The sequence below is a fragment of the Betaproteobacteria bacterium genome, from assembly GCA_009693245.1.
GTDB lineage: Bacteria > Pseudomonadota > Gammaproteobacteria > Burkholderiales > SHXO01 > SHXO01.
Genome location: SHXO01000060.1, coordinates 1 through 21,146 on the forward strand (window position 1 = coordinate 1; position 21,146 = coordinate 21,146).

Consider the following 21,146-nt stretch of genomic DNA (forward strand, 5'->3'; position numbering starts at 1 on the left):
CCACTTCGCCCACTCGCCAAAGGTCTGCGTGTAGATATGGGTGAGAGTGGAGATCATCTCCTTGCCCGCCGGCACCAATCCCATCTTGTTGAGAATGCCCGCGCCCAGCAAATAGAAGGCAACGGTGGCGATGGTGTAGATGATCATGGAGCCGATCACGTCCACATTCATGACCTTGATCCAGCCATTGGCACGGCGCGCCCAGGCCTGCGACCCATCCCTCGGTCCCGTGTAACGGGCGTAGCCTTTCTCCACGCACCAGTAGGTATAGATATAGAGTTCCGTGGCACCCACGCCCGTGATGCCGAATACGGCGACGGCCATGGCCAGCCCATCCGATGGCATCTGAAAGGTGAAGCCCTGGGCGAGTTCCGCGACGGTGAAGCCTGGAGACATGATCAACAACACGGCGGACATGAGCGTTATCGCGGTGAAGACCCCGACTTTCACCATGGCGAGCTTCTCGATGCGGTGATAGGCGCCACCCAGCAGAAGCACGATAGTGAGAACGAAGAAGACGAGCACCCACACCGTCACCGAAACGCCGCTGACCGCCTGGTTCATGGCTTGCGACACGCCGATCAGCATGCCGCACACCTGAAACAAAGTCATGAATACCATGGCGGCCCAAGCCCAGACCACCCAATTCACCTTGAAGCGCGGGCCTGGAATTCTGTTGACGGCGGCCAATCCAGTTTCCCCCATGCCGATAGTGTAGCGGCCGAGAAATGCCTGCACCACGGATTTGATGAGACAGCTCAAAATGATGAGCCACATTAAGGTGTACCCCACCTTCGCACCGAGGGTGGTGGTGAGGATCAGTTCGCCCGAACCCACGATGGATGCCGAGAGGACGATGCCTGGTCCCGTGTAGCGAATGATCTCGCTAAATTTCGTGGGCGGTTCCTTGATGTCCTTGGGGTCCAAGGCGTACGGGTCCAGGTGTGCCTGGGCCAGCGTGGTTGTCATTTCAGTCTCCTTCCGGTGGATTTATTTGTGGCGTCTTCTTGCGAAACGCGGGGTGAAAGGCTACACCAATTCACTCGCGGGTCCGGGCAAAGGCCAAGTGCGCGGTTTTCGATTTACACCGGTGGTGGATTAATTTTCTTGGATATGCAATGGGCTAGGGCATCAAGACTGCGCCGGCCGTGGCCCGCGCATCGTCACAAATTCCTCCGCCACCGTGGGATGAATGGCCACGGTGTCATCGAAGTCGCGCTTGGTGGCTCCCATCTTTATTGCGACGGCAAAACCCTGGGTCATCTCGTCGGCGCCAGGACCGATCACGTGCAACCCCACGACCTTCTCTTGTTCGCCCGCCACCACAAGCTTCATGGCGTTCTTGGCCTTGCGCTGGGTGAAGGCGTGGTACATGGGCGTGAAGCGCGCCTCATACACCTTGACTTCGTCTGCTCCATATTTGGCGAGGGCTTGGGCTTCGGTAAGCCCCACGGTGCCGATGGGAGGGTGGCTGAAGATCACCGTGGCGATGTTGTCGTAGTCCAAACGCCGCCCCGCCATGTTGTTGAATAGGCGGTCGGCTAAACGTCTTCCCGCAGCGATGGCGACGGGTGTCAGCGCGGCGCGGCCCGTCACGTCGCCGATGGCGTAGATACCTGGGACCGCAGTTTCCTGGTATTCGTTCGTTGGTAGAAATCCCTGGGCATCCGTGGCCAGGCCCGTGGCCGCTAAATTGAGTTCGGCGGTACAAGGTTCTCGCCCAATGGCCCAGATCACGCTGTCGAACTCTTCAATGCCACTGTGCCCGTTACAGAGAATAGCGATCTTTCCAAGACCCGTGCGTGAGAGTTGTTCTATTTTCGCATTGGTAACGAAGTGCACGCCGTCGCTTTTCATTTGAGCCATGAGAGTGTCCCGCAACATCGCATCGAAACTCATGAGCAATTGGTCTCTTCTCAAATACGCGATGACCTCGGAACCGAGCGCGCGAAACACACCGGCGAACTCGGCGGCAATGTAGCCACCGCCCACGACCGCCACTTTCTTGGGTTGGGTGGCGAGATCGAAGAAGCCGTCGGAGGCGATTCCCAGATGCGCGCCTGGGATATTGGGTACCAGCGGGCGGCCCCCGGTGGCGATGACGATATGGTCCGCGCTGAACCGCTCGCCACCAGCCTCGATGGTCTTGGGTCCGATGAAACGCGCATCACCACGCAGCACCTCGACCTTGTTCGAGGCAAGGTACTTGGCGTAATGATTATTGAGATCGAGCACATGCTGGTCGCGCTCGCGCTTGAGATGTTCCCAGGAAAAGCCGTGCGGCCCCAGTTGAAATCCATAATCGCTCGCATCCTCCAAGGCGTGTGCGAGCTGCGCGCCGTTCCACATGACCTTCTTGGGAACGCATCCCACGTTGACGCAAGTACCACCCAGACGCGCGCGTTCGGCTAGCAAGCATTTCTTGCCATAACTGCCCGCGCGATTGGATACCGCCACGCCACCGCTGCCGCCGCCTATGCTTATGAGATCATACCGCCGTGTCACGTAATTTCTCCCGAAGTAATTCGACCAAACGATGCAGCCTTGCGCGGGCAATGCAGCGCCTTCCATGCAGGATAGTAACGGCTTGTGATTGACAATTCTCCGCGCTCGCGAGAATCGTTATTTTTGGAGTCGTGAACGGCGCGACGATCCGGAGAAAGACCTTCAGCTATTGGGTCTTGCTCCGTTACTCTTTATTAGCGTGCTTCCTTGGAGGGGGAAGTCTCACCTCTTGGAGTGCCAATATGGACAAGTCCTGGCTTACGGATCTCGTGATCCAACTCTACGCCGCCGTGCAGGCGATCACCGGTTATCCCGCCCCTGAGATACTCCCCGAAGTGCGGCAACTTCCCCGTGCGGAAATCGAACAAATGATTTGCACGGGGCCATGCCAAATCCGCGCTTTCTATCATCCCGAGTTTGGCATCGTCGTGGACGAGAGTTTCAATCTCAAATCCAATCTCTATCATCAATCCATTTTGCTGCACGAGTTGGTGCACCATGCCCAGCATTCGAGCGGGCGCTTCTATCATCTTGAGAGTGCTTGCCATGCGCGCTCGGCTTCCGAGGGCGAAGCCTACGAAGTGCAAAACCGTTATCTTTCCCAGCAGCGCGCCTCCGAGAGAATTCCCGTATTGCGCTGGGAATTGCTTTGCGGACACGAGGAGGGCGGTCCGCCTGTCCGGCGGCTGGAGGCCAGTAGCAACCGCGTCACCGAGTAAATAGGTAGGCCGGCGGAGCCGGCCGCGAGCCGCTAGAATGGCTCGTCCGCCCCTATCTGGCCGCTAGAATGATCGATCTGCATTATTGGCCCATGCCCAGTGCGAGTTATCCGTGGATCGTGCCGCACCAGAGGCAGCAGCAGAACCTCGAGGATTTTCCAAACGTGAAGCGTCGGTTTGAATCCACCGGCAAGCGTCCCGCCGTGGTGCGTGCCTACGAAAAAGGCAAGGCTGTCAGCAGCGTGCCTGTAATGGATGACGAGGCCAAGAAAATTGGCCAGAGTGCGGCTACCGTAAGGGCCTAGCCCTATCATGGCGCTCAAGATGTTCGACTTGGCCGGCGCCCATGAGCGCCACCGCTTCAGTCCCTATTGCTGGCGCGTGCGCCTTGCCTGCGCGCACAAGGGCTTGGCTTTGGATACCGTGCCATGGCGTTTCGCCGATAAGGCGCAACTCCCAACGCCTAACGAAGGCACGGTTCCCTTGCTGGTGGATGACGATCGTATCGTGTCCGATTCCTGGAAAATCGCCGAATACCTTGACGCCCGCTATCCGCGGATGCCTTTGTTCGAGGGGACGCAGGCGAAATCCCAAGCGTTGTTCATCAAATTTTGGAGCGAACGCGCGCTACATCCACTCATCTCGAGCATGGTGTTGAAGGACGTCTGGTTGGGGTTGCACGAGAAGGACAAGGATTACTTCCGGGTATCCCGCGAAAAGCGTTTCGGCAAGACCTTGGAGGAGATCGAGGCCAACCGCGAGGAAACTCGTGTGCGGTTCAGCCAGGCCATCGATCCGTTACGCGCAACGCTCACCTCGCAAACGTTCCTTAGCGGCACCGCGCCCGGCCATGCCGACCACATCGTATTCGGCACTTTCATGTGGGCGCGCTGCACTTCAAACTTTGAGGTGCTGGAAGAAAGCGATCCAGTGTGGGTGTGGCGCGAGAAGATGCTAGGCCTCCACGATGGATTGGCCCTAAAAGCCCAGCGTAATACCGCACCGGCGCAATGATGCGTAGGCGGGCTTTTCTGGAAGGAGGCGCGGCCCTCGCCAGTACCCTGCTAGTCGGGCTCGCACGGGCGAAGCCAAGCCCCATCACCACCGTATTCCATCATCCTTCCTGCGCCAAACATATCGCCGGCGAAGGGCACCCGGAGCATTCCGGACGCACGGACGCCGTGCTCAAGGCCATGGGTGTGCTGGAGAGAGAGGGGGGCATTACCCTGGCGAAGGGGAAGATCGCGGACGAGGAGGAAGTGCAGCTCGTACATTCGAAGTCCTACTTCGAGCGAGTAAAAAGCGAAATCCAGCAAGGCGCGCCGCAACTTTCCGCGGGCGACGTAGCCCTGTCATCAGGATCGTTGGAGGCCGCGCTCGCGGCCGTGGGATGTTTGATATCGGCGGTGGATGCGGTGATGGCGGGCGATGCGAAGAATGCGTTTTGTGCTGTGCGCCCGCCGGGGCACCACGCATCGGCGGAGCGTGGCATGGGATTTTGTTTGTTCAACAACGTAGCCGTCGCCGCGCGCTACGCGCGGAAGAAATACGGCGTGCAACGCGTGCTCATCGCGGATTGGGATGTGCATCACGGTAACGGCACCCAAGATATATTTTGGCGTGACAAGTCCGTGATGTTTTTCGATACGCATATGGATCCGTGGTATCCGGGAACCGGTGGCATCGATGAAATAGGGGAGGGAGAGGCCAAGGGGCAGATCATTAACCGCCCGTTCCCCGCTGGTGCGGGCCGGGAGGAAATTCTGGGCGCTTACAAGGAAGACTTGGTTCCCGCCGCCGCGCACTTCAAACCGGAACTTGTGCTCATTTCGGCCGGATTCGATTCGCGCGCCGGCGATCCGCTCGGGCAATTTCAGTTGGCGGACAAGGATTATGCCGCCATGACCGACGTGCTCACAGGCATCGCGCGCAAGTACGCCGGCGGGCGCATCGTTTCCGCTCTCGAGGGCGGATATAACTTGAAGGGTTTGGCGAGTGCCACGACCGCCCATGTAAGGCGTCTGGCAGCCGCGTAGTTCTCGACACAGATCCAAAGTGCGATTCGATACCAAGACTCCGCCGTGGGCCGTGGCCGCTTTGGCGGCTTTTTTTGGCGCGCTCATCTGGGCGCTCGCGCCCGCCATCGCGGGGAAGGCCGAGCCCTGGGACGATGCCGCGTATTACCTTTTCGCCCTCCCGGTTGCGGGCGTGGTGTCAGGCCTGTTGGCGGGGCGGCCTTTGTGGAGCCAATACATGGGTGTGATCCTGGGGCAGTTCGCGTACGCTCTGATCTTTCTTGCCATGGGGCCGCTAGCGCTCTTGGGGGTGGGTTTCACGGCGGTCTACGCACTGCTTTTCCTGGGCGGAAGCCTGCTTGGAATACGCCTGAGACAGAGCATGGCAGCCCAAGATTCGCGCGAAAGAGGCACTGTGTCGCATCTTGCGCGGGGCGCGCAATTTCTCGATCGGTACGACGGCCAGAGCACGCGCGAATTGCTGTCCTTGCAAGCAACCCACCGCATCGATTCTCTCGTCCTGGCATTCGAAGAGGCGGTTCAAAAAAAGCGAGCCGCGCGGGACATCTCACGCGAAGAAAGTTTTATCTTGGCCATCGAGGCGTTGGAGCGGGAGGTGAACAACGGCGGGTACAGCCAGTTCTTCGCCAACGCCTCCAATGAATTCGTGCCCATGATTGCCCCTGCGCTGGAAGCGATCGATTGCCCCAAGGCCGCAATGATCACGCGAGATGCCACCAGCGCTCTCGGAACGGGCGCGGCGCTCGCACCGGAGATCATGGCGAATGCGGCCAACGATCCGGCGGTCAGGCGGCGCCTGGCCGAGTGCGATGCGCTCTACTACAGCAACGATGAAGCGATCGCCGAACAACTGTTTCGCTGGATTGAAGAGCGCCCGGAGAAAATCGAAATAGGTTCTAGTCGATAGCCTTGTATTCCACGCTCACGATCTCCAGCGTTTGCTCGCCCCCTGGTGTGCGCAAGACAAAGGAATCTCCCTCGCGCTTCTTTGTGAGGGTGCGTGCCAGGGGCGAGATCCAACTCACGCGCCCGCGCGTGGCATCCGCTTCATCGATCCCGACGATGCTATAGGTGTGCTCCTCGCCGCTCTGCGCGCATAGGGTCACCGTGGCGCCGAAGAATATCTGGCCGGTATCCTCGCGACGCGTGGGGTCCACGACTTCCGCGTGCTCAAGGCGTTTGGTGAGAAAGCGGATGCGCCGGTCGATTTCGCGCAGCCGGCGCTTGCCGTAGATGTAATCGCCGTTCTCGGAGCGATCCCCGTTGGAGGCCGCCCAGCTCACGATCTTGACCACTTCCGGGCGTTCCTTGCCGATCAATTGCAGCGCCTCTTCCTTGAGGCGTTCATAACCTTTCGGCGTGATGTAATTCTTGGCGCCCGCGGGGATGGGAGGCGCGGCCTGTTCCTCTTCGGAGTCGGCGCGATCGTTCATCATCGGTGTGGGTCAGAGCAAAGCATTGAGCTGTACAATTTTCTCTCGAATTCGCTTACAAGGAAAATATCATGGCCATCAAAGTTGGAGACCGTCTTCCCGCCGGAACGCTATGGGAGTTCATCGAAGAGGAAACGCCAGGTTGCACCCTTGGCCCCAATGCCTTCGAGGTTGACAAGATAGCGCGCGGTAAAACCATCGCTTTATTTGCGTTGCCCGGTGCCTTCACGCCCACTTGCTCCGGAAAACACCTGCCCGGCTTCATAAATCTAGCGGACAAGTTCAAGGCGGCCAAGGTCGGTGAAATCTGGTGTCTGTCGGTCAACGATGCTTTCGTGATGGGTGCCTGGGGAAAGGACCAAAAAACCAAGGGAAAGGTTCGCATGCTGGCCGATGGTAATGGTGCCTACACCAGGGCCCTTGGCCTCGAGTTCGATCTGACCGCGCGCGGATTGGGTGTTCGCTCCCAGCGTTACTCGATGCTGGTGGCGGATGGCGTCGTGAAGACTTTCAACCTGGAAGAGCCCGGCAAGTTTGAAGTGAGCACGGCGGAGAAATTGTTGGAACAAGCGAGGTAGGATATTGGCCACGCTAAGTTAGGCCAGAAACCGAATCAGTTCGTCCAGCAACTGGTCAGGTTGCTCGGCCATGAGATCGTGGCCGGCACCGCCAACCAGACGGACCTGCGCATTGGCGAGTTTACCCGCGAGGCCGCTTGCGGCCTTCGCGGGCGTCATCAAGTCGCGGTTGCCGGATATTACCAGTGCGGGGCAGGCGACCTTGGCCGCGCTCTCGTTGGCCCCGGTGTAGTCATTGCAGGCCGTGAAGTCGTTATGCAAAGGCTTGGCGTTTCTCTCAAGCAAGCGCATGCCGGCGCCCATCATCCATTGCCCCGGTGCGCGGTTACCGCCGGTCTGGCCCGCGTTGCTGTGACTCCAGACTGTGATCATATCCAGCGCGGCATGATCTTCCGCTTTAGCGGCGCCAAGCAGTACATCGGATACCTTCATGGGAAAAGCCGTCCCAACCAGCACCAATTTGCTTACTTCCCGTGGATGGCCTGCCGCGAGTTCCAGCGCGATGAGCGAGCCCATGCTGTGGCCCACAACGGCCGCGGTCTCCACGTGCGCTTGCCGGAGCATGGCGCCGCACCAGTCCGCCATGTCTTCGATGGTGCCGAGCAAGGGTTCCGCCGATTTGCCATGGCCGGGAAGGTCGGGGGCCAGCACATTCCATCCGTGATAGGCGAAATAGCGGCTCTGCAATGCCCACACGCTGTGATCGTTCGAGGCGCCGTGAATGAACATTACCGTGCGCTGGCCCTTGATGAGAGGGCGGGTGCCTGTGTACACGTAGGCGGGGCGGTCACGGATGTAGAGATTCATAATGCGAGGAACATGAAAGCCGGGGAGAGGAGGCTACAACTGGCTTCCACCCAGCGCAACCCTACGATATAAAGCCATGGCACTAACCGAAGAGCAAGTACAACGTGGTGCGCAACGCTTGCTGGACGCGCGAGCGCAGGGCATCCGTCTGGCAGGTTGGCCTGCCGAACTCGCACCGGCCAACCAGAGCGATGCGGAAGCCATCTGCGAAGCCATGGCGCGTGGTTTTGAGCAGCCCATGGGAGGCTGGAAGGTGGGCGCGATGGACACCGCGCTGGCGGTAAAGCGCGGGCTGGAACGCCCCTTCTGCGGGCAAATTCCCCAAGGCATGATCTACCCGAATGGTGCCTCGGTTCCATGGGACGAACTGCTACGTCCAGTGGTGGAAGCGGAAATCGTATTTCTCCTGGGGCGCGACATACCGCCGCGATCCGCCCCTTACACCGCGGAAGAAATCATGGACGCGGTAGAAGCAGTCCTTCCCGGTATCGAGATTCCCGAGAGCCGGTTGGTGGATGGGCATCCGTTAGGGGCCTTGGGCATGGTAGCGGACCAAGGTTTCGCGGGACGCTTGGTGTGCGGCGCGCCGCTGCATGCGTGGCGGGCATTGGAGTTGGCCTCGCTAAAAGCCGAACTATGGATCGATGATGTGTCCGTCGCGCACGGGACGGGCGCGAAGGCCATGGGAAATCCTATCGAGGCCTTACTCTGGCTTGCGAATTATCGTGGCTGGTGCTCCGGCGGATTGCGGCGAGGCGAAGTCGTGAGCACAGGGTCGCTCACCGGCGTTCAAGCCACCGCGAAGGGCCAGCATGTCACCGCCGTTTTCGAAGGGTTGGGCACGGTGGCGATGCAGATGATTTGAGGGAAGCTAGATTGTTGGCGGCATGCCCAATAAGGCGCTGGCAAGCAGCAACACACTAGTTGCCACCAGTAAGCGAACGATGAAGGTTACAAACGAACTCGGCATTCAGGTCCCCGTGTTCTAGGTTTTTCCTAGTTGTTCCAGCAAGCAGGCTCTAAGCAATTCTCGATCCACGAATGCAAGTCTATAATTTATAGTAACTGTCCATGGACTATAGCGTTCCCGTGTAAAGAAATTCGACACTACCGAATGGCCACTAGCGACTGCCGGCCCCACCAATGCCGGCCCGCATCGAGTTTGAGGGGATGTTCCACCAGGGCGGCTTCAATGCAGACCATCCGCTTGAATCCGTCCGCTGTCATGTCGGGGATCAGAGCGCATTTTTCCACCCAGGGATTCCACAACACGAGATCGGGAAAGTTAGTGGAGAGTATGTTCATGCTGCGATTGGGCTCGCGCAGCATCACGTTATGGGGGGCCGAGAGGTAGATGCGATCCACCTCATCTTCGAAATTGACCGCCTCCTTGCCTTCGGTGCGCTTGCCGCCGCCAGCAGCCTGATCGCGGTAGGTGCAACCGTGCAACCCCAAGACCTGGGTGCTTTCGACGTGCTCCACCCGCAGATAAGTATGCAGCGCGGCGGTGAAGGAGAAGGGCTGTGCTCTGGAGTTTTCCACCGCTAACTCCACGTCCAACTGATTGGCCGAGATGGAAAGGGTGAGTTCGGCGCGGAAGGCGAAGGGCCAGATCTGGCGGGTCTCCGGCGTATCCGCCAGAAACAAGGTGGCCCCTGAAAATTCGCCATGCTCATGCACCTTCTCCAATTGCCATCGCATGTTGCGCGCGAAGCCGTGGCGCGGGAGCGCGCCGAAGGTGGAGAACTGCGGAAACACCAAGGGTATGCCGCCGCGAATGGGCTTGCCGGGCGTAAAGCTGGACCGTTCGCTCAAATAGAGCCGTTCGCCGCCCTGCTCTGGTACCCATGACACGATGTGCGCACCGTGCAAAGCGATGACGGCCGCGGCGCCCCCGGATGCGGTGAGCTTGAGGGCGGGAAGTCCATTGAAATCGGTAGTTTCGTGCATGGCGCGAGAATCCTATCGGCCCAGGGGAGTTTCCCGGGATAGTACGGCGTGGCGGAAGCAATTGACCGTGTGATCGTTTACCAGACCCACGGCCTGCATGTAAGCATGGACAATGGTGGAACCCACGAACTTGAAGCCGTGGCGCAATAGATCTTTGGATAGCGCATCGGATTCCGGGCTCTTCGCGGGGACTTCTCCCATGTTATTGCGCGCGTTCTGTATGGACTTGCCCCCCACATGCCGCCAGAGATAGCGTTCGAAGCTGCCATTGGTCTCGCGGATCTCCAGGAAGGCGCGCGCGTTCGTTCGCACGGACGCGATCTTCAAGCGATTGCGAATCAGTCCGGGATTCTCCAGCAGGCGCTCCAGTTTCTTGTCGGTGTAGCGCGCGATTCGCTCTGGGTCGAAGCCATCCAAGGCTTCGCGGTAATGCTCGCGTTTTCGCAACACCGTGATCCAGGATAACCCAGCCTGCGCGCCTTCGAGAATAAGAAACTCGAAGAGAATGCGATCGTCATGCACCGGCACCCCCCACTCCTCATCGTGATAGCGCACGTACAAAGGATCTTCGCCGCACCAGGCGCAGCGCGCGATCATGCGCAATGCTCCAGAAAACCGGCGGTGGCCGCCAGCACGATCTCTGGTTGGTCGCGGTGCGGGGAGTGCCCGCAGTTCGCGAGTTTTTTCACCTCGATGCGTTCCACGGCCCGCACCAGCGCGTGGATCTGCTCCATGGTGCCGTATTCGTCGTCGTGGCCTCGCACGGCGAGCACGGGGGACTCGATGGCGGGTAGGTATTCCTCGATGTTCCAGTCGCGAAAACGCGCATCCAGCCAGATGTCGTTCCAGCCCCAAAAAGCGGAGTCCGGGTCGTTGTGGCGCTTGGCGAGGCGGTTTTTGAGGTCTCCGAAAAGATAGGCTTCTCGCACCTGCTCGATACTGCGTACTCCCACATCTTCGACGAATACGTGGGGAGCGAGCAATACCAGCGCGGCCACGGGCCAGCGCCGCGCCCCGGCATGGATGATGGCAATGGAGGCCCCGTCGCTGTGGCCGAAGAGCACGGGATTCTCGATCTTCAGTTCCTTGAGCAGCGCGGGCAACGCTTCCAGGGCTTCGTCGTGCATATAACGCGGCTGGCGTTTCTCTCGCAGGGGGCTGGAACTGCCGTACCCATGGCGCGAGTAGGCGAGCACGGCGCGGCCCGTGGCATGGGCGAGTTGGGCCGGAAACTTCTTCCAAAGGCTAAGCGAGCCCAATCCCTCGTGCAGCATGACGATAGAGTTAGGATGCTCGATCCGCCCTGGGCGAAACCATTGGTACTCGATACGCCGCGTTTGTACGGTTGCGAAGGCCATATTCGGCTACAGAGTACTTTATTCGATCCCCGCCGGGGGCACCGAAAACCGGCCTGTGTGCTGGTACGATGCGAAGGTGGGAGCGCGCAGGCAGGCCGCCCCTCGTGAGACACTCGTGATTGGAGAGGTTAGATGAAAAAGCTGTTGCTTTGGCTCGTAACGGTTGCCATGTTCACCACGGCGCGGGGCGCGGAAGTCGGCGAATTCGAGGGCAAGGTCGTGGTCGAGTGGGTGGATGACCCCTTCGTCGTCACCATGCGATTGGTGGAGGACTTCAAGTTTCGGCAAGCCCGGGGCAAGGTGTGGACCGCGCCACGCGGGCAGCTGCTGGACGGCAAGGGCATGCCGCCTTTGTTTCGTACCATGGTCGGACAGCCATTCGAGGGCGCGTTCCGCAAGGCGGCTGTGGTTTATGACGCCGCTGCCCACGGAATGACTGAGCCCTGGGAAGACGCCATGCGCATGTTCTACGAGGCGAGCGTGACCGAAGGCGTGCCGCCGGCCGATGCGAAGGTGATGTACATGGTGCTGGCCGCGCAAGGATCGCGCTGGGAGGTTCCTGGGACGAAGTGCTTCGGTAGCTGTCACGGCGACGCGAAATTCCTGGAATGGCGGCCAGTGGTGGACGAACGCAAGGTGATGGAGTTGCTGGATTGGGTGCGAAAGTCCGACCCTTCTCTGAGAGAAATAGATTTGCGGGCACAGTCCGCCATTCGCTCCACCGGACCTCACATCTTCACGCAGTCGGCGTGCAACGAATTCTCGGGCTCCACCCGGGTTAAAAAGAGCTGCGACGGAAATTGAGGGCGGCGGCTATTCCTTGTAAAGCCTGATCTTCTCCCACACCAGTTCGCCCGTAAGCCGTTTCCCGCCGATGACAATGGGCGGTGTGCGCAAAATCAACTTGCCGTCCTTGAATTGATATTGCCGGCGTTGTTCCGTTGCCACCCAGTTGGGGAGTAGGGCCTGCGTCACCGTGTGGATGACAACGTGCTCGCGCTCGTTTACTTTGTAGCGCCCGTAGTAGGCCTGGTAGGTTTCGAAGGCCGCTTTCAACTCCTCCGGCGTTCCCTTCATGCGGTCGGAAACCGCGAAGGGCTTGCGATCCTTGTGCGCCAGTTGCGCCGACATGCTGCCTTGGGCGTCGTACATCAACAGCCCCTGTGGCTCGGGGCCATAGGGAGATTCCGCGAGCGTTCCATCCTCCGCGCGAAACTCGGCGGAAAGCAAACGCCAGGCGCCAACGAACTTATCGGCTTCCATCATGGCATGCACTTCGGTGTAAACCACCGAAGCGCATAATGTTCCAAGGACAATGAGCGCGCGGATTGGGGACGGCATGGCTTTCCTTTTGGGGTCATTTCAGCACGGTAATCTTCTTGCGTTCGATCAAATCGAAATCGATGGGGTAGCCCAAACCGGGGGCGGTGGGCGCGTGCACCAAGCCATCGCGGCCAACCGCGATATCTTCCACCAGGCCGTACTTCTGCGCCCCATGCGGTAGCAGCACTTCAAAAAACTCCGTATTCCGGATGGCCATGATCACATGCAGATTGGCCACGTTGTTGAGCGAATTGCCGCCGTGGTGGACTTCGTAATTCATGCGGAAGGCTTCCGCCAGATGGGCGGTCTTGACCAAAGTAGTGATCCCGCCTTTCACCGCCACGTCGCCCCGCAAATAGTCCGTGGCCTGCAACATGATCCAGGGCGCGTAGCTGTCGAATCCGGCGATCGGGTACTCGGTGGCCATCACCGGGATGTGCAGCTTCTGCTTGAGCTTCACGTAGTTGTACAGATCCTGGTCGGCGAGCGGATCTTCGTACCAGTGAAAGCCCATCTCCTCGATGGCGCGGCCCACGCGCACGGCCGCCGGGAAATCGTAGCTCCAAGTGGAATCGAGCATGATGGTGTAGTCATTGCCCACCGCCTTGCGCACCGCCTCGCACACTTTGATGTCCGTCTTCCACTGGGTGGGCGGGTGGATCTTGTATGCGGCCCATCCGTCGTCCTTGAAGGCGAGGGCTTCCTCGGCATAGGCTTCGGGAGAGGCCAGGACGGCCGAAGAAGCATACGCGCCAATGCTCTCCCTGTAGGTGCCCAGCAGCCGGTGAATGGGTTGGCCGTAGGCCTTGCCCGCGATATCCCATAGCGCCACATCCACGGCACCGATGGTGCGCACACCGGCCGCGCGTTGCCGCTTCCACAGGTCTTGATTCAGGCGTTCCCGGTCAAGCGGATTCTTGCCCATCAGCACGGGCTTTAGATGGGTGAGCAATCCTTGCGCGTCGACGGCCGCCGAGTTCATGGCGGAGCCCAGGAATGCATGGCCTTCGATCCCTTGGTCGGTGATCAAGCGCAGGAGCCCCAGCGCACTGCTGCCCGAGAAGCGGCCGGAGTGGGCGCCATAGGTGGTGGCGGGGATGTCGTCCCAAGCGAAGAGCGTTAGGGTGACGCCGGTGATTTTCATGGAAGGTCCTTCATGAACTATTGGCCTACATTCTCGCGTATAAGATTCAAATCTATGGCCATGCCCATGGCCAGATATCCCAGGCGGTTGGGGTGCAACCAATCCCCGTCGCCGCCGGTGGTGGTATTGTGAACCAACTGCGGTTTCATGGCGCCGGTGGCGGGATTCGTGATCACGGCGTCGAAATCCACGACGGCATCGAACAGGCCTGAGTTGCGGATGAAATCGTTGAGGGCTCTGCGCTTGTCGTCTTGCTCGGCGAATCCGTGATTGGGGTTGGTGGCGCCCAGCGCGGGAGTCAGCGTCGCGCCAATTACTCGTACACCGCGTGCGCGCATTCGGGCCACGCTTTCTCTCATCACTGCCTGAACCGGTTCCACTGGAGCATTGCCGCTCTTGCTGAAGTCGTTGATACCTTCGAGCCAGATCACGCTCTGCACACCCGAGAGCGAGAGTACGTCGCGCTCCAGGCGCGCGGCGGCCGAGGGACCGCCGGGAAAGGGGATGGCGGGCGAGTATTCCTTGGGACCCGCGATTTGGTTGCCGCCGATGCCGGCGTTCACCACGGCGATGCGATTACCGTGAACCGCATGCAGCCGGCGCGCTAGTACGTCCGGCCAGCGGTCATCGCGATTCAAGGTGGATAGGGTCCCGTCCGTGATGGAATCGCCAAAAGCCACGATGGCGTAGGCATCGCCGGGCACTTTCATGTCGAGGGCGTCGATGAAGTACCACGACGTGGTGCTAAGCGCGAAGGCAGACTCCGCTTCTTCATGACCTACCGGTCCAGACCATGGAAAACTCACGTAGGAGGTTTGCAACGCCTTCGCATGCCAAGTGATGGGCCCGCTTTCTCCTCCTACATGAAAGCTTATGGCTAGCTTGCGGCCCGTGAGATGCGGGCTATCAGGATCGCTGGCGAAGGGCAACGACACCGCGTCGCTCCAGACCGAAACTCCGGGTGCCACCGTGACGCTGTGCTTGCCCGCGAAAGTGAGCTGGCGGCTCGTGCCCGCCACCACAGCGGAACTGCCCAGGTGCAGACCAACGAAGACGCCGTCAATAGTGACGTCCTTCGCGCCCAACGCATTGGAGAATCGTATTCGCGTCTCTCGTCCCCATAGGGCGGGCTTCACGATCATGCGAAAGGATTGATCGCGCGCACCGCGTTCCGGCTCTGGAAACGCCAGCTTCAAATCCGGTTGCGCGGACGGATTGCCGGAGGGGTAGGGGCCTTGAACGGAAGCCGCCCAGCTCACGACCCATTTCGCCGGTGGTTGAGCGGCATCGACAGCGCTTGCAGCGAGCAAGCAAAATGCAAAGAGAATTCTCATGTCATTCCCCTATCGCTACGGGCGTTGGTCCAACGCCCGCAGTTTGAAGCGCTGAATTTTTCCGGTCGCCGTCTTTGGCAACTCCGTCACGAACTCGATCCAGCGCGGATATTTATAGGGCGCCAATGCCTCCTTCACATGCTGCTTCAGTTCCTGCGCCAAGGTTGGGGAAGGTGTCAAGCCGGGCTTGAGCACCACGAATGCCTTGGGCTTCACCAATCGATCGGCGTCCGCGCTGCCGACGACAGCGGCCTCCAGTACCGAGGCATGGGATATCAACGCGGATTCCACTTCCGTGGGCGATACGTAGATGCCACCGACCTTCAGCATATCGTCGCTGCGGCCCGCGTAGACGTAATAGCCGTCCGCGTCCTGCGAAAATTTGTCGCCACTGCGTGTCCAGGGCCCTAGAAAAGTGGATTGAGTGCGCTCCCGGTTATTCCAATAGAAGATGGCCTGCGTGGGGCCCTTGATCTGTAGCTCCCCCGTTTCCCCGCGCTGTACGGGGTCGCCCGCGTCATCCACCAATCGCAGTTCATACCCTGGCACGGGCAACCCCGTGGTGCCGTGACGCACGTCTCCTGGCCGGTTGGAGAGAAACACGTGCAGCATTTCCGTGGAGCCGATGCCGTCCAGCAAATCGATACCGAAGTGCTCGCTGAAGCGGCGTCCGATCTGTGCCGGTAGCGCCTCGCCAGCGGAGGTTGCGATACGCAGCCGCACCTCGCTCCTCTTGGGCAAATCGGGGCTGGCCAGCATGGCGGCGAACAAAGTGGGAACGCCGTAAAAGACGGTGGGTTGGTGTTGCTTGAGCCGTTGCGCCACGGCAGCCGGCGTGGGCCGCTCGGCCATGAGCACGGCGGTGGCGCCAGCCGCCAACGGGAAGGTCAGTGCATTCCCCAAGCCGTAGGCGAAGAAGAGCTTCGCCGCGGAGAACACCACATCGTCTTCTCGAATACCCATCACAGGTTTGGCGTAGAGCTCCGCCGTTTGAATCAAGCTGCTGTGCGCGTGCACCACGCCCTTGGGAATGCCCGTGGAACCCGATGAGTAGGCCCAGAAACACATATCGTCCGCCCGAGTCGGAGCGGGGGCGAAACCCGCGGGCGCGCGCGCGAGCAAGTCATGCAAGCTCGCATGGGGCGAAGAAGATTCCCCCGACACGATGACCACCGGCAACGAGCCTAAGCGCGCCTCGAATTGAGGCAGCAGTGCCGCCGACACGATCAACCCCTTGGCGCGGCTGTCGTTCAGCATATAGCCATAGTCGCCAGGCGTGAGAAGGGTGTTGGCGGCAATGGGTACGATGCCAGCCTTGATGCATCCGAGGAAGGTCGTGGGGAAGTCGATGCTGTCCAGCAGGCACAATAGCACGCGGTCTTCCGGGCGCAGGCCTTGGTCAAGAAGCGCGTTGGCGCAGCGGTTGGCGCGCTCGGCCAAGTCCCCATAACTGTAGCGGCCCGTGTCGTCGATATAGGCCGTCTTCCCGGCCCGCCCCGCCAGCAAATTGCGTTCGATTAAATCATGGGCGGCGTTGTACTCGCGCGCAAAGGTACGCGGGGGGATGGGCGGGGCGCTCTCGCGGCGCTCGGTGGGCCTGGGGGCTGCCATGGTCGGCCTTGGGGCCTGATACTGGAAGCGCGCATTATGGCGTGCTCCGCGAGCGTATGCGCACTGTTTTAGCGCGGCGCAAGCATGTACCGCAAGGCTTCCATGTTCGCCGCCATCTCTTTTTCCATTGCGATCGCTTGGTCTCGCACCACTGCGATGCCTGTGAGCGACACTAATCTCCCGGCGGGCGCCAGTCCGTCGAAGCGTTTGTAAGCGCCGGCCATGCCGCCGGAGAGTTTGGTATGGGCTTCGATGGTGCGCTGGTAATCGCGAAAATTCTCTTCGAGGGCGTTTTTCAGGCGCACGGCTTCACTGGTCCAATTGGAGGCGCCGCGCTTGTTGAGCATGTGATCGCGAAATTGATGGATGCCATGGCCCACCACGTTTCCGAGCAGCAGAATCTTGGCGCGCCGCTTTAGCAGTTCACGCGTGGTGTCCAAATACTCCGCGGCGGCCCCGCCCAGAAGCAGGATCCGGCCGGCGGGCATGCTCCGAACCGCGGCAAGATCCGCGTCCGCGCTCTGCGCGGCATCATTCAAGACCTGCGATTGGGCGGCCGGACCGGCCTCCGGTTTCAGTCCCACGCTCAAGGCCGCCGTGGCATTACCCACGCGCTCGAGCACGGCGTCTTGCATCTTCTTGGTCTGCTGCCGGTCCCATCTCACGTACCCCATGGTAGCGGCGATGACCAGGGCCAGAAGACCGAGAACGAGATAGCTTTTCTTCATGCTGTCATGGCGGAGGTTGTTTCTTCAACCTTCTGTTATCGCCGGGTTGTGACGCGGCTTGAATGTCTCGTGCCGGATACGAGTTATCCTACGGCTTGGCGGCCCCAAGCCCGAGACCGTCCATGCGACCCCTCGCACGACATTACCTTCCCATGGATCTCGCTTCAACTTCCAATCCTATCGTGGATTACCGCACCTACCCCGGGCAGTACCGGCACTGGCGCATGAATTTTGAGGGGGATGTGGCGACACTTGCCATGGACGTGAATGAAGACGGCGGCTTACGGCCCGGATATAAGCTGAAACTCAATTCCTACGACTTGGGCGTGGATATCGAACTGTACGACGCGCTGCAACGTATTCGCTTCGAGCACCCGGAAATCAAAGTGGTCGTGCTCACCAGCGCCAAGGAGCGCATGTTCTGTTCGGGAGCGAATATCTACATGCTCGGTTTGTCGAGCCATGCGTGGAAGGTCAACTTCTGCAAGTTCACCAACGAGACGCGTAATGGCATCGAGGACGCGAGCCGGTATTCGGGATTGAAGTTCATCGCCGCGCTCAACGGCAATACCGCGGGTGGTGGCTACGAAGTGGCGTTGGCCTGCGACGAAATTCTGATGATCGATGACCGCTCGTCCGCGGTGAGTTTGCCCGAAGTGCCCTTGCTTGGCGTGTTGCCAGGCACGGGGGGGCTGACGCGGCTCACGGACAAACGCAAAGTACGGCGTGACTTGGCGGACATGTTTTGCACCACCAGCGAAGGAGTGCGCGCGGAGCGTGCGTTGCAGTGGGGGCTGGTGGATGCCATAGCGAAGCCCGCGCAGTTTCCAGAGCTGGTCGTGGCACGCGCGGCGGCGCTGGCGCGCACGAGCGAGCGCTCCGGCGGCAAAAAAGGCATCGTTCTTGATCCACTCTCCCGCGAATTCGATGAGCGCGGTTATCGCTACGAATACGTCGGTGCGGAGGTGAATCGCGCCGCGCGCAGTGTCACTCTCACGGTATCGGCGCCAGAGGAGGCGGGTGCCTTCACAGAGAGTTGCCGTTGGTGGCCCCTGCAGATGGCGCGGGAATTGGACGACGCCATCTTGAGTTTGCGCACCAATGAGTTGGACCTTGGTATGTGGGTACTCAAGACGCGGGGAAATCCCGCGGCCGTGCTGGCTTACGACGAAGTATTGCGAGCGCGGCAGCACGAATGGTTCGTGAAGGAAACGCTGGGCATGCTACGCAGCACGTTCGCGCGCCTGGAGGTGTCCTCGCGCAGCATGTTCGCCGTGGTGGACCGGGATTCTTGTTTCGCGGGCACCTTGGCCGAGTTGCTATGGGCCGCGGACCGCACTTACATGATGGCATTCCCGAATGCACCGGAAGAGGAGCCTTGCGTGATATTGTCGCCCATGAACTTCGGGCCTTACCTCACCGTGGAAGGCGAGGCACGCTTGGCGAGCCGCTTTTACGGCGACCTTGGCACAATCGAAAATCTACGAGCACTCATTGGGCAATCCTTGCGAGCGAAACAAGCCTTGGATCTGGGTTTGGTCAGCGTTACACCCGACGACATCGATTGGGAGGACGAGATCCGCTTGGCGCTGGAAGAACGCGCCAGCATCTCGCCCGACGCGCTCACGGGCCTGGAAGCGAATCTGCGTTTCACGCGTTCGGAGAATATGTACACCCGCATCTTCGCGCGCTTGTCGGCCTGGCAAAACTGGATCTTCAACCGGCCCAATGCCGTGGGCGAAGCCGGTGCATTGAAAGTTTTCGGTACGGGCAAGAAAGCGAAATTCAACTGGGAAAGAGTCTAAACGACACAAATCTCACCACAGAGGCACGGAGACACGGAGGAACCCCGATTGCTTTTCTCTGTGTCTCAGTGCCTCTGTGCCTCTGTGCCTCTGTGGTGAAAGGCTTTTTTTAGGGCACACATCATGACAACCATCGACTACAACGAACGCATCCCCAACAACGTGGATCTGTCCAGCAACCGCACTCTGCAACGCGCGCTGGAGCACTGGCAACCGCGTTTTCTGGATTGGTGGTCCGAGATGGGCCCGGTGGATTCGCGGGCTCATGAGGTCTATCTGCGCACCGCGGTGAGCGTGGAACCCAGCGGCTGGGCGCACTTTGGCCAAGTGAAGATGCCAGAGTACCGCTGGGGTATTTTCCTGAACCCCAAGCAAGAGGACCGGCGCATTCTTTTCGGCGATCACCAGGGCGAGCCCGTGTGGCAGGAAGTGCCGGGAGAATATCGCAGCACGCTGCGTCGTATCATAGTCACGCAAGGCGACACGGAACCAGCTTCCGTGGAGCAGCAGAGACATTTAGGAGTCACTTGTCCCTCGCTCTACGATTTGCGCAACATCTTCCAGATCAATTGCGAGGAGGGGCGCCACCTGTGGGCCATGGTGTACTTGCTGCACGCGTATTTTGGGCGCGATGGCCGAGAGGAGGCCGAGGCGCTTCTGCAGCGCCATTCGGGCGACCGCGACAACCCGCGTATATTGGCCGCCTTCAACGAGCGCACGCCAGATTGGCTGTCGTTCTTCATGTTCACCTTCTTCACCGACCGCGACGGTAAGTACCAGCTTACCGCCTTCACGGAATCGGCCTTCGATCCTCTGGCGCGCACCACGAAGTTCATGCTTAAGGAAGAGGCGCATCACATGTTCGTGGGCATCACGGGCATTACGCGGGTGCTGGAGCGCACTTGCGAATTGATGAAACGGCACGGCGTGAGCGAGCCCGGTAAGGTGCGCGCGTTTGGCGCGATCGATCTGCCGGCCATGCAGCGCTACATCAATTTTCATTACAGCGTGACCCTGGATCTATTCGGCGCCGACCTTTCTTCCAATGCGGCCATGTTTTACACCACGGGATTGAAGGGGCGCTTCGGCGAGGCGTCGATCCAGGACGATCACTTATTGAAGGATGCGCACTACCGCATCCTAGCCGCGCGGGATGGCCGGCTTACCGAGCATGACGTGCCGGCGCTCAACAGCTTGAACGAGCGCTTGCGGGACGATTACATCGAGGATTGCGAGGCCGGGGTGGCGCGGTGGAACCGCGTGATGGAAAAGCACGGCATCGGCATCCGCCTAAAGCTTCCGCATAAGGCATTCAACCGCCAAATTGGCTCGGCCTCATCCCTCAAAGTGAGCCCGGAAGGCGAGGTGATGGATGCCGCGGCTTGGGAGGGCATGCTGCGGCGATGGTTACCTACGCCGGAGGACCGTGCCTACGTCGCCTCCATGATGGGCCGGGTCGTGGAGCCAGGAAAATTCGCCAACTGGATCGCGCCACCAGAGCGTGGCATCAACAACTTGCCGGTGGATTTCGAGTACGTGCGGTTTGGTTAGCAGACGAAAGGCTATTTACCACAGAGGCACAGAGGCACAGAGAAAATCTATTTAAAAAGTGCCGTACCCCTAGAGTAGTTCAAGGCGGATTCAAGTACGAAGTGCAACGTTGACCAACCGCAAGAAGGAGTCTGAGGATGTTTAGCATTCAAGGCTTCCTGACCTGCAAGTCGAAGTTGCCCAATGAATTACAAGCACCTCAGCCAAATTGAAAGATACCAGATTGCCAGCCTTATGAAATCCCAGCACAGCATCACGCAAATT

Annotated in this window: 21 protein-coding genes and 1 pseudogene; 10 read left to right on the plus strand and 12 right to left on the minus strand. The window is 59.9% G+C overall.

Features of this window, described 5'->3' with window-relative positions; translation table 11 throughout:
• Positions 1-969: divalent metal cation transporter (locus tag EXR36_10710; GenBank protein MSQ60088.1), on the minus strand; the 969-nt coding region annotated here is incomplete at its 3' end.
• A 162-nt stretch (positions 970-1,131) separates the two neighbouring features.
• Positions 1,132-2,571, minus strand: a complete 1,440-nt coding sequence (gorA, locus tag EXR36_10715) for a glutathione-disulfide reductase (GenBank protein ID MSQ60089.1) — start codon at positions 2,569-2,571, stop codon at positions 1,132-1,134.
• Between the two features lie 176 nt (positions 2,572-2,747).
• Here gorA and EXR36_10720 point away from each other — a divergent pair, with 176 nt between their 5' ends.
• From EXR36_10720 to EXR36_10740, 5 genes and pseudogenes are all read left to right on the plus strand, one after another.
• Positions 2,748-3,224, plus strand: coding sequence for a hypothetical protein (locus tag EXR36_10720; protein ID MSQ60090.1), 477 nt, complete (start codon positions 2,748-2,750; stop codon positions 3,222-3,224).
• A 101-nt stretch (positions 3,225-3,325) separates the two neighbouring features.
• Positions 3,326-3,529 (plus strand): annotated as a pseudogene (locus EXR36_10725) (thiol:disulfide oxidoreductase).
• Between the two features lie 7 nt (positions 3,530-3,536).
• Positions 3,537-4,238, plus strand: coding sequence for a glutathione S-transferase family protein (locus EXR36_10730; GenBank protein ID MSQ60091.1), 702 nt, complete (start codon positions 3,537-3,539; stop codon positions 4,236-4,238).
• Positions 4,238-5,260, plus strand: coding sequence for a histone deacetylase (locus tag EXR36_10735; protein MSQ60092.1), 1,023 nt, complete (start codon positions 4,238-4,240; stop codon positions 5,258-5,260). Before EXR36_10730 ends, EXR36_10735 begins: the two co-directional genes overlap by 1 nt.
• Positions 5,261-5,279: 19 nt before the next feature.
• Positions 5,280-6,167, plus strand: a complete 888-nt coding sequence (locus tag EXR36_10740) for a DUF4375 domain-containing protein (GenBank protein ID MSQ60093.1) — start codon at positions 5,280-5,282, stop codon at positions 6,165-6,167.
• Here EXR36_10740 and greB read toward each other — a convergent pair.
• Positions 6,157-6,696, minus strand: a complete 540-nt coding sequence (greB, locus tag EXR36_10745; protein ID MSQ60094.1) for a transcription elongation factor GreB — start codon at positions 6,694-6,696, stop codon at positions 6,157-6,159. The two genes, EXR36_10740 and greB, sit on opposite strands and share 11 nt — an antisense overlap.
• Before the next feature lie 68 nt (positions 6,697-6,764).
• Here greB and EXR36_10750 point away from each other — a divergent pair, with 68 nt between their 5' ends.
• Complete coding sequence (locus EXR36_10750; GenBank protein MSQ60095.1) at positions 6,765-7,271, plus strand: peroxiredoxin; 507 nt, start codon at positions 6,765-6,767, stop codon at positions 7,269-7,271.
• A gap of 18 nt (positions 7,272-7,289) precedes the next feature.
• On the opposite strand, the gene EXR36_10755 is transcribed toward EXR36_10750, so the two are convergent.
• A complete protein-coding gene (locus tag EXR36_10755) occupies positions 7,290-8,078 on the minus strand; it encodes an alpha/beta hydrolase (protein MSQ60096.1) in 789 nt (262 codons plus the stop codon).
• 76 nt (positions 8,079-8,154) lie between these two features.
• Here EXR36_10755 and EXR36_10760 point away from each other — a divergent pair, with 76 nt between their 5' ends.
• Positions 8,155-8,943: a hypothetical protein gene (locus tag EXR36_10760; GenBank protein MSQ60097.1), complete on the plus strand. Its 789-nt coding sequence runs from the start codon at positions 8,155-8,157 to the stop codon at positions 8,941-8,943.
• 242 nt (positions 8,944-9,185) lie between these two features.
• Here EXR36_10760 and EXR36_10765 read toward each other — a convergent pair whose 3' ends face one another.
• From EXR36_10765 to EXR36_10775, 3 genes are read right to left on the minus strand one after another with little or no spacing between them, the layout of a single operon-like run.
• Positions 9,186-10,028 (minus strand): D-hexose-6-phosphate mutarotase, encoded by an 843-nt coding sequence (locus EXR36_10765; protein ID MSQ60098.1) that lies wholly within the window; start codon positions 10,026-10,028, stop codon positions 9,186-9,188.
• A 12-nt stretch (positions 10,029-10,040) separates the two neighbouring features.
• Entirely contained in the window at positions 10,041-10,625 is a 585-nt protein-coding gene (locus EXR36_10770; protein ID MSQ60099.1) for a DNA-3-methyladenine glycosylase I, read from the minus strand.
• Positions 10,622-11,386: an alpha/beta hydrolase gene (locus tag EXR36_10775; protein ID MSQ60100.1), complete on the minus strand. Its 765-nt coding sequence runs from the start codon at positions 11,384-11,386 to the stop codon at positions 10,622-10,624. The genes EXR36_10770 and EXR36_10775 overlap by 4 nt, the downstream gene beginning before the upstream one ends.
• A gap of 132 nt (positions 11,387-11,518) precedes the next feature.
• On the opposite strand from EXR36_10775, the gene EXR36_10780 reads away from it, so the two are divergent.
• Complete coding sequence (locus tag EXR36_10780; protein ID MSQ60101.1) at positions 11,519-12,190, plus strand: DUF1353 domain-containing protein; 672 nt, start codon at positions 11,519-11,521, stop codon at positions 12,188-12,190.
• 9 nt (positions 12,191-12,199) lie between these two features.
• Here the strand turns inward: EXR36_10780 and EXR36_10785 are convergent, their stop codons facing one another.
• The 5 genes from EXR36_10785 to EXR36_10805 form a co-directional block, all read right to left on the minus strand.
• The gene (locus EXR36_10785; GenBank protein MSQ60102.1) at positions 12,200-12,727 is read right to left on the minus strand and encodes a lipocalin-like domain-containing protein; all 528 of its coding nucleotides are present in this window, start codon (positions 12,725-12,727) and stop codon (positions 12,200-12,202) included.
• 16 nt (positions 12,728-12,743) lie between these two features.
• Positions 12,744-13,853, minus strand: coding sequence for a mandelate racemase (locus tag EXR36_10790; GenBank protein MSQ60103.1), 1,110 nt, complete (start codon positions 13,851-13,853; stop codon positions 12,744-12,746).
• 17 nt (positions 13,854-13,870) lie between these two features.
• Positions 13,871-15,187 carry a lysophospholipase gene (locus EXR36_10795; GenBank protein MSQ60104.1) on the minus strand — a complete coding sequence of 439 codons (1,317 nt, stop codon included), beginning with the start codon at positions 15,185-15,187 and terminating at the stop codon, positions 13,871-13,873.
• A gap of 15 nt (positions 15,188-15,202) precedes the next feature.
• A complete protein-coding gene (locus EXR36_10800) occupies positions 15,203-16,798 on the minus strand; it encodes a benzoate-CoA ligase family protein (protein ID MSQ60105.1) in 1,596 nt (531 codons plus the stop codon).
• A gap of 68 nt (positions 16,799-16,866) precedes the next feature.
• Complete coding sequence (locus EXR36_10805; protein ID MSQ60106.1) at positions 16,867-17,526, minus strand: hypothetical protein; 660 nt, start codon at positions 17,524-17,526, stop codon at positions 16,867-16,869.
• 152 nt (positions 17,527-17,678) lie between these two features.
• Here EXR36_10805 and EXR36_10810 point away from each other — a divergent pair, with 152 nt between their 5' ends.
• Together EXR36_10810 and boxB are read left to right on the plus strand one after the other, a co-directional pair.
• Positions 17,679-19,331, plus strand: a complete 1,653-nt coding sequence (locus tag EXR36_10810) for a benzoyl-CoA-dihydrodiol lyase (protein ID MSQ60107.1) — start codon at positions 17,679-17,681, stop codon at positions 19,329-19,331.
• A gap of 123 nt (positions 19,332-19,454) precedes the next feature.
• On the plus strand, positions 19,455-20,882 hold the full coding sequence (gene boxB / locus EXR36_10815; protein MSQ60108.1) for a benzoyl-CoA 2,3-epoxidase subunit BoxB: 1,428 nt from the start codon (positions 19,455-19,457) through the stop codon (positions 20,880-20,882).
• Positions 20,883-21,146 lie beyond the last annotated feature (264 nt).

Bases quoted from the DNA above. Each gene is read 5' to 3' on its own strand.
- gorA (MSQ60089.1), bottom strand. From the start codon at position 2,571: ATGGAAGGCGCTGCATTGCCCGCGCAAGGCTGCATCGTTTGGTCGAAT.
- EXR36_10720 (MSQ60090.1), top strand. From the start codon at position 2,748: ATGGACAAGTCCTGGCTTACGGATCTCGTGATCCAACTCTACGCCGCC.
- EXR36_10730 (MSQ60091.1), top strand. From the start codon at position 3,537: ATGGCGCTCAAGATGTTCGACTTGGCCGGCGCCCATGAGCGCCACCGC.
- EXR36_10735 (MSQ60092.1), top strand. From the start codon at position 4,238: ATGCGTAGGCGGGCTTTTCTGGAAGGAGGCGCGGCCCTCGCCAGTACC.
- greB (MSQ60094.1), bottom strand. From the start codon at position 6,696: ATGATGAACGATCGCGCCGACTCCGAAGAGGAACAGGCCGCGCCTCCC.
- EXR36_10750 (MSQ60095.1), top strand. From the start codon at position 6,765: ATGGCCATCAAAGTTGGAGACCGTCTTCCCGCCGGAACGCTATGGGAG.
- EXR36_10755 (MSQ60096.1), bottom strand. From the start codon at position 8,078: ATGAATCTCTACATCCGTGACCGCCCCGCCTACGTGTACACAGGCACC.
- EXR36_10760 (MSQ60097.1), top strand. From the start codon at position 8,155: ATGGCACTAACCGAAGAGCAAGTACAACGTGGTGCGCAACGCTTGCTG.
- EXR36_10765 (MSQ60098.1), bottom strand. From the start codon at position 10,028: ATGCACGAAACTACCGATTTCAATGGACTTCCCGCCCTCAAGCTCACC.
- EXR36_10770 (MSQ60099.1), bottom strand. From the start codon at position 10,625: ATGATCGCGCGCTGCGCCTGGTGCGGCGAAGATCCTTTGTACGTGCGC.
- EXR36_10775 (MSQ60100.1), bottom strand. From the start codon at position 11,386: ATGGCCTTCGCAACCGTACAAACGCGGCGTATCGAGTACCAATGGTTT.
- EXR36_10780 (MSQ60101.1), top strand. From the start codon at position 11,519: ATGAAAAAGCTGTTGCTTTGGCTCGTAACGGTTGCCATGTTCACCACG.
- EXR36_10785 (MSQ60102.1), bottom strand. From the start codon at position 12,727: ATGCCGTCCCCAATCCGCGCGCTCATTGTCCTTGGAACATTATGCGCT.
- EXR36_10790 (MSQ60103.1), bottom strand. From the start codon at position 13,853: ATGAAAATCACCGGCGTCACCCTAACGCTCTTCGCTTGGGACGACATC.
- EXR36_10795 (MSQ60104.1), bottom strand. From the start codon at position 15,187: ATGAGAATTCTCTTTGCATTTTGCTTGCTCGCTGCAAGCGCTGTCGAT.
- EXR36_10800 (MSQ60105.1), bottom strand. From the start codon at position 16,798: ATGGCAGCCCCCAGGCCCACCGAGCGCCGCGAGAGCGCCCCGCCCATC.
- EXR36_10805 (MSQ60106.1), bottom strand. From the start codon at position 17,526: ATGAAGAAAAGCTATCTCGTTCTCGGTCTTCTGGCCCTGGTCATCGCC.
- EXR36_10810 (MSQ60107.1), top strand. From the start codon at position 17,679: ATGGATCTCGCTTCAACTTCCAATCCTATCGTGGATTACCGCACCTAC.
- boxB (MSQ60108.1), top strand. From the start codon at position 19,455: ATGACAACCATCGACTACAACGAACGCATCCCCAACAACGTGGATCTG.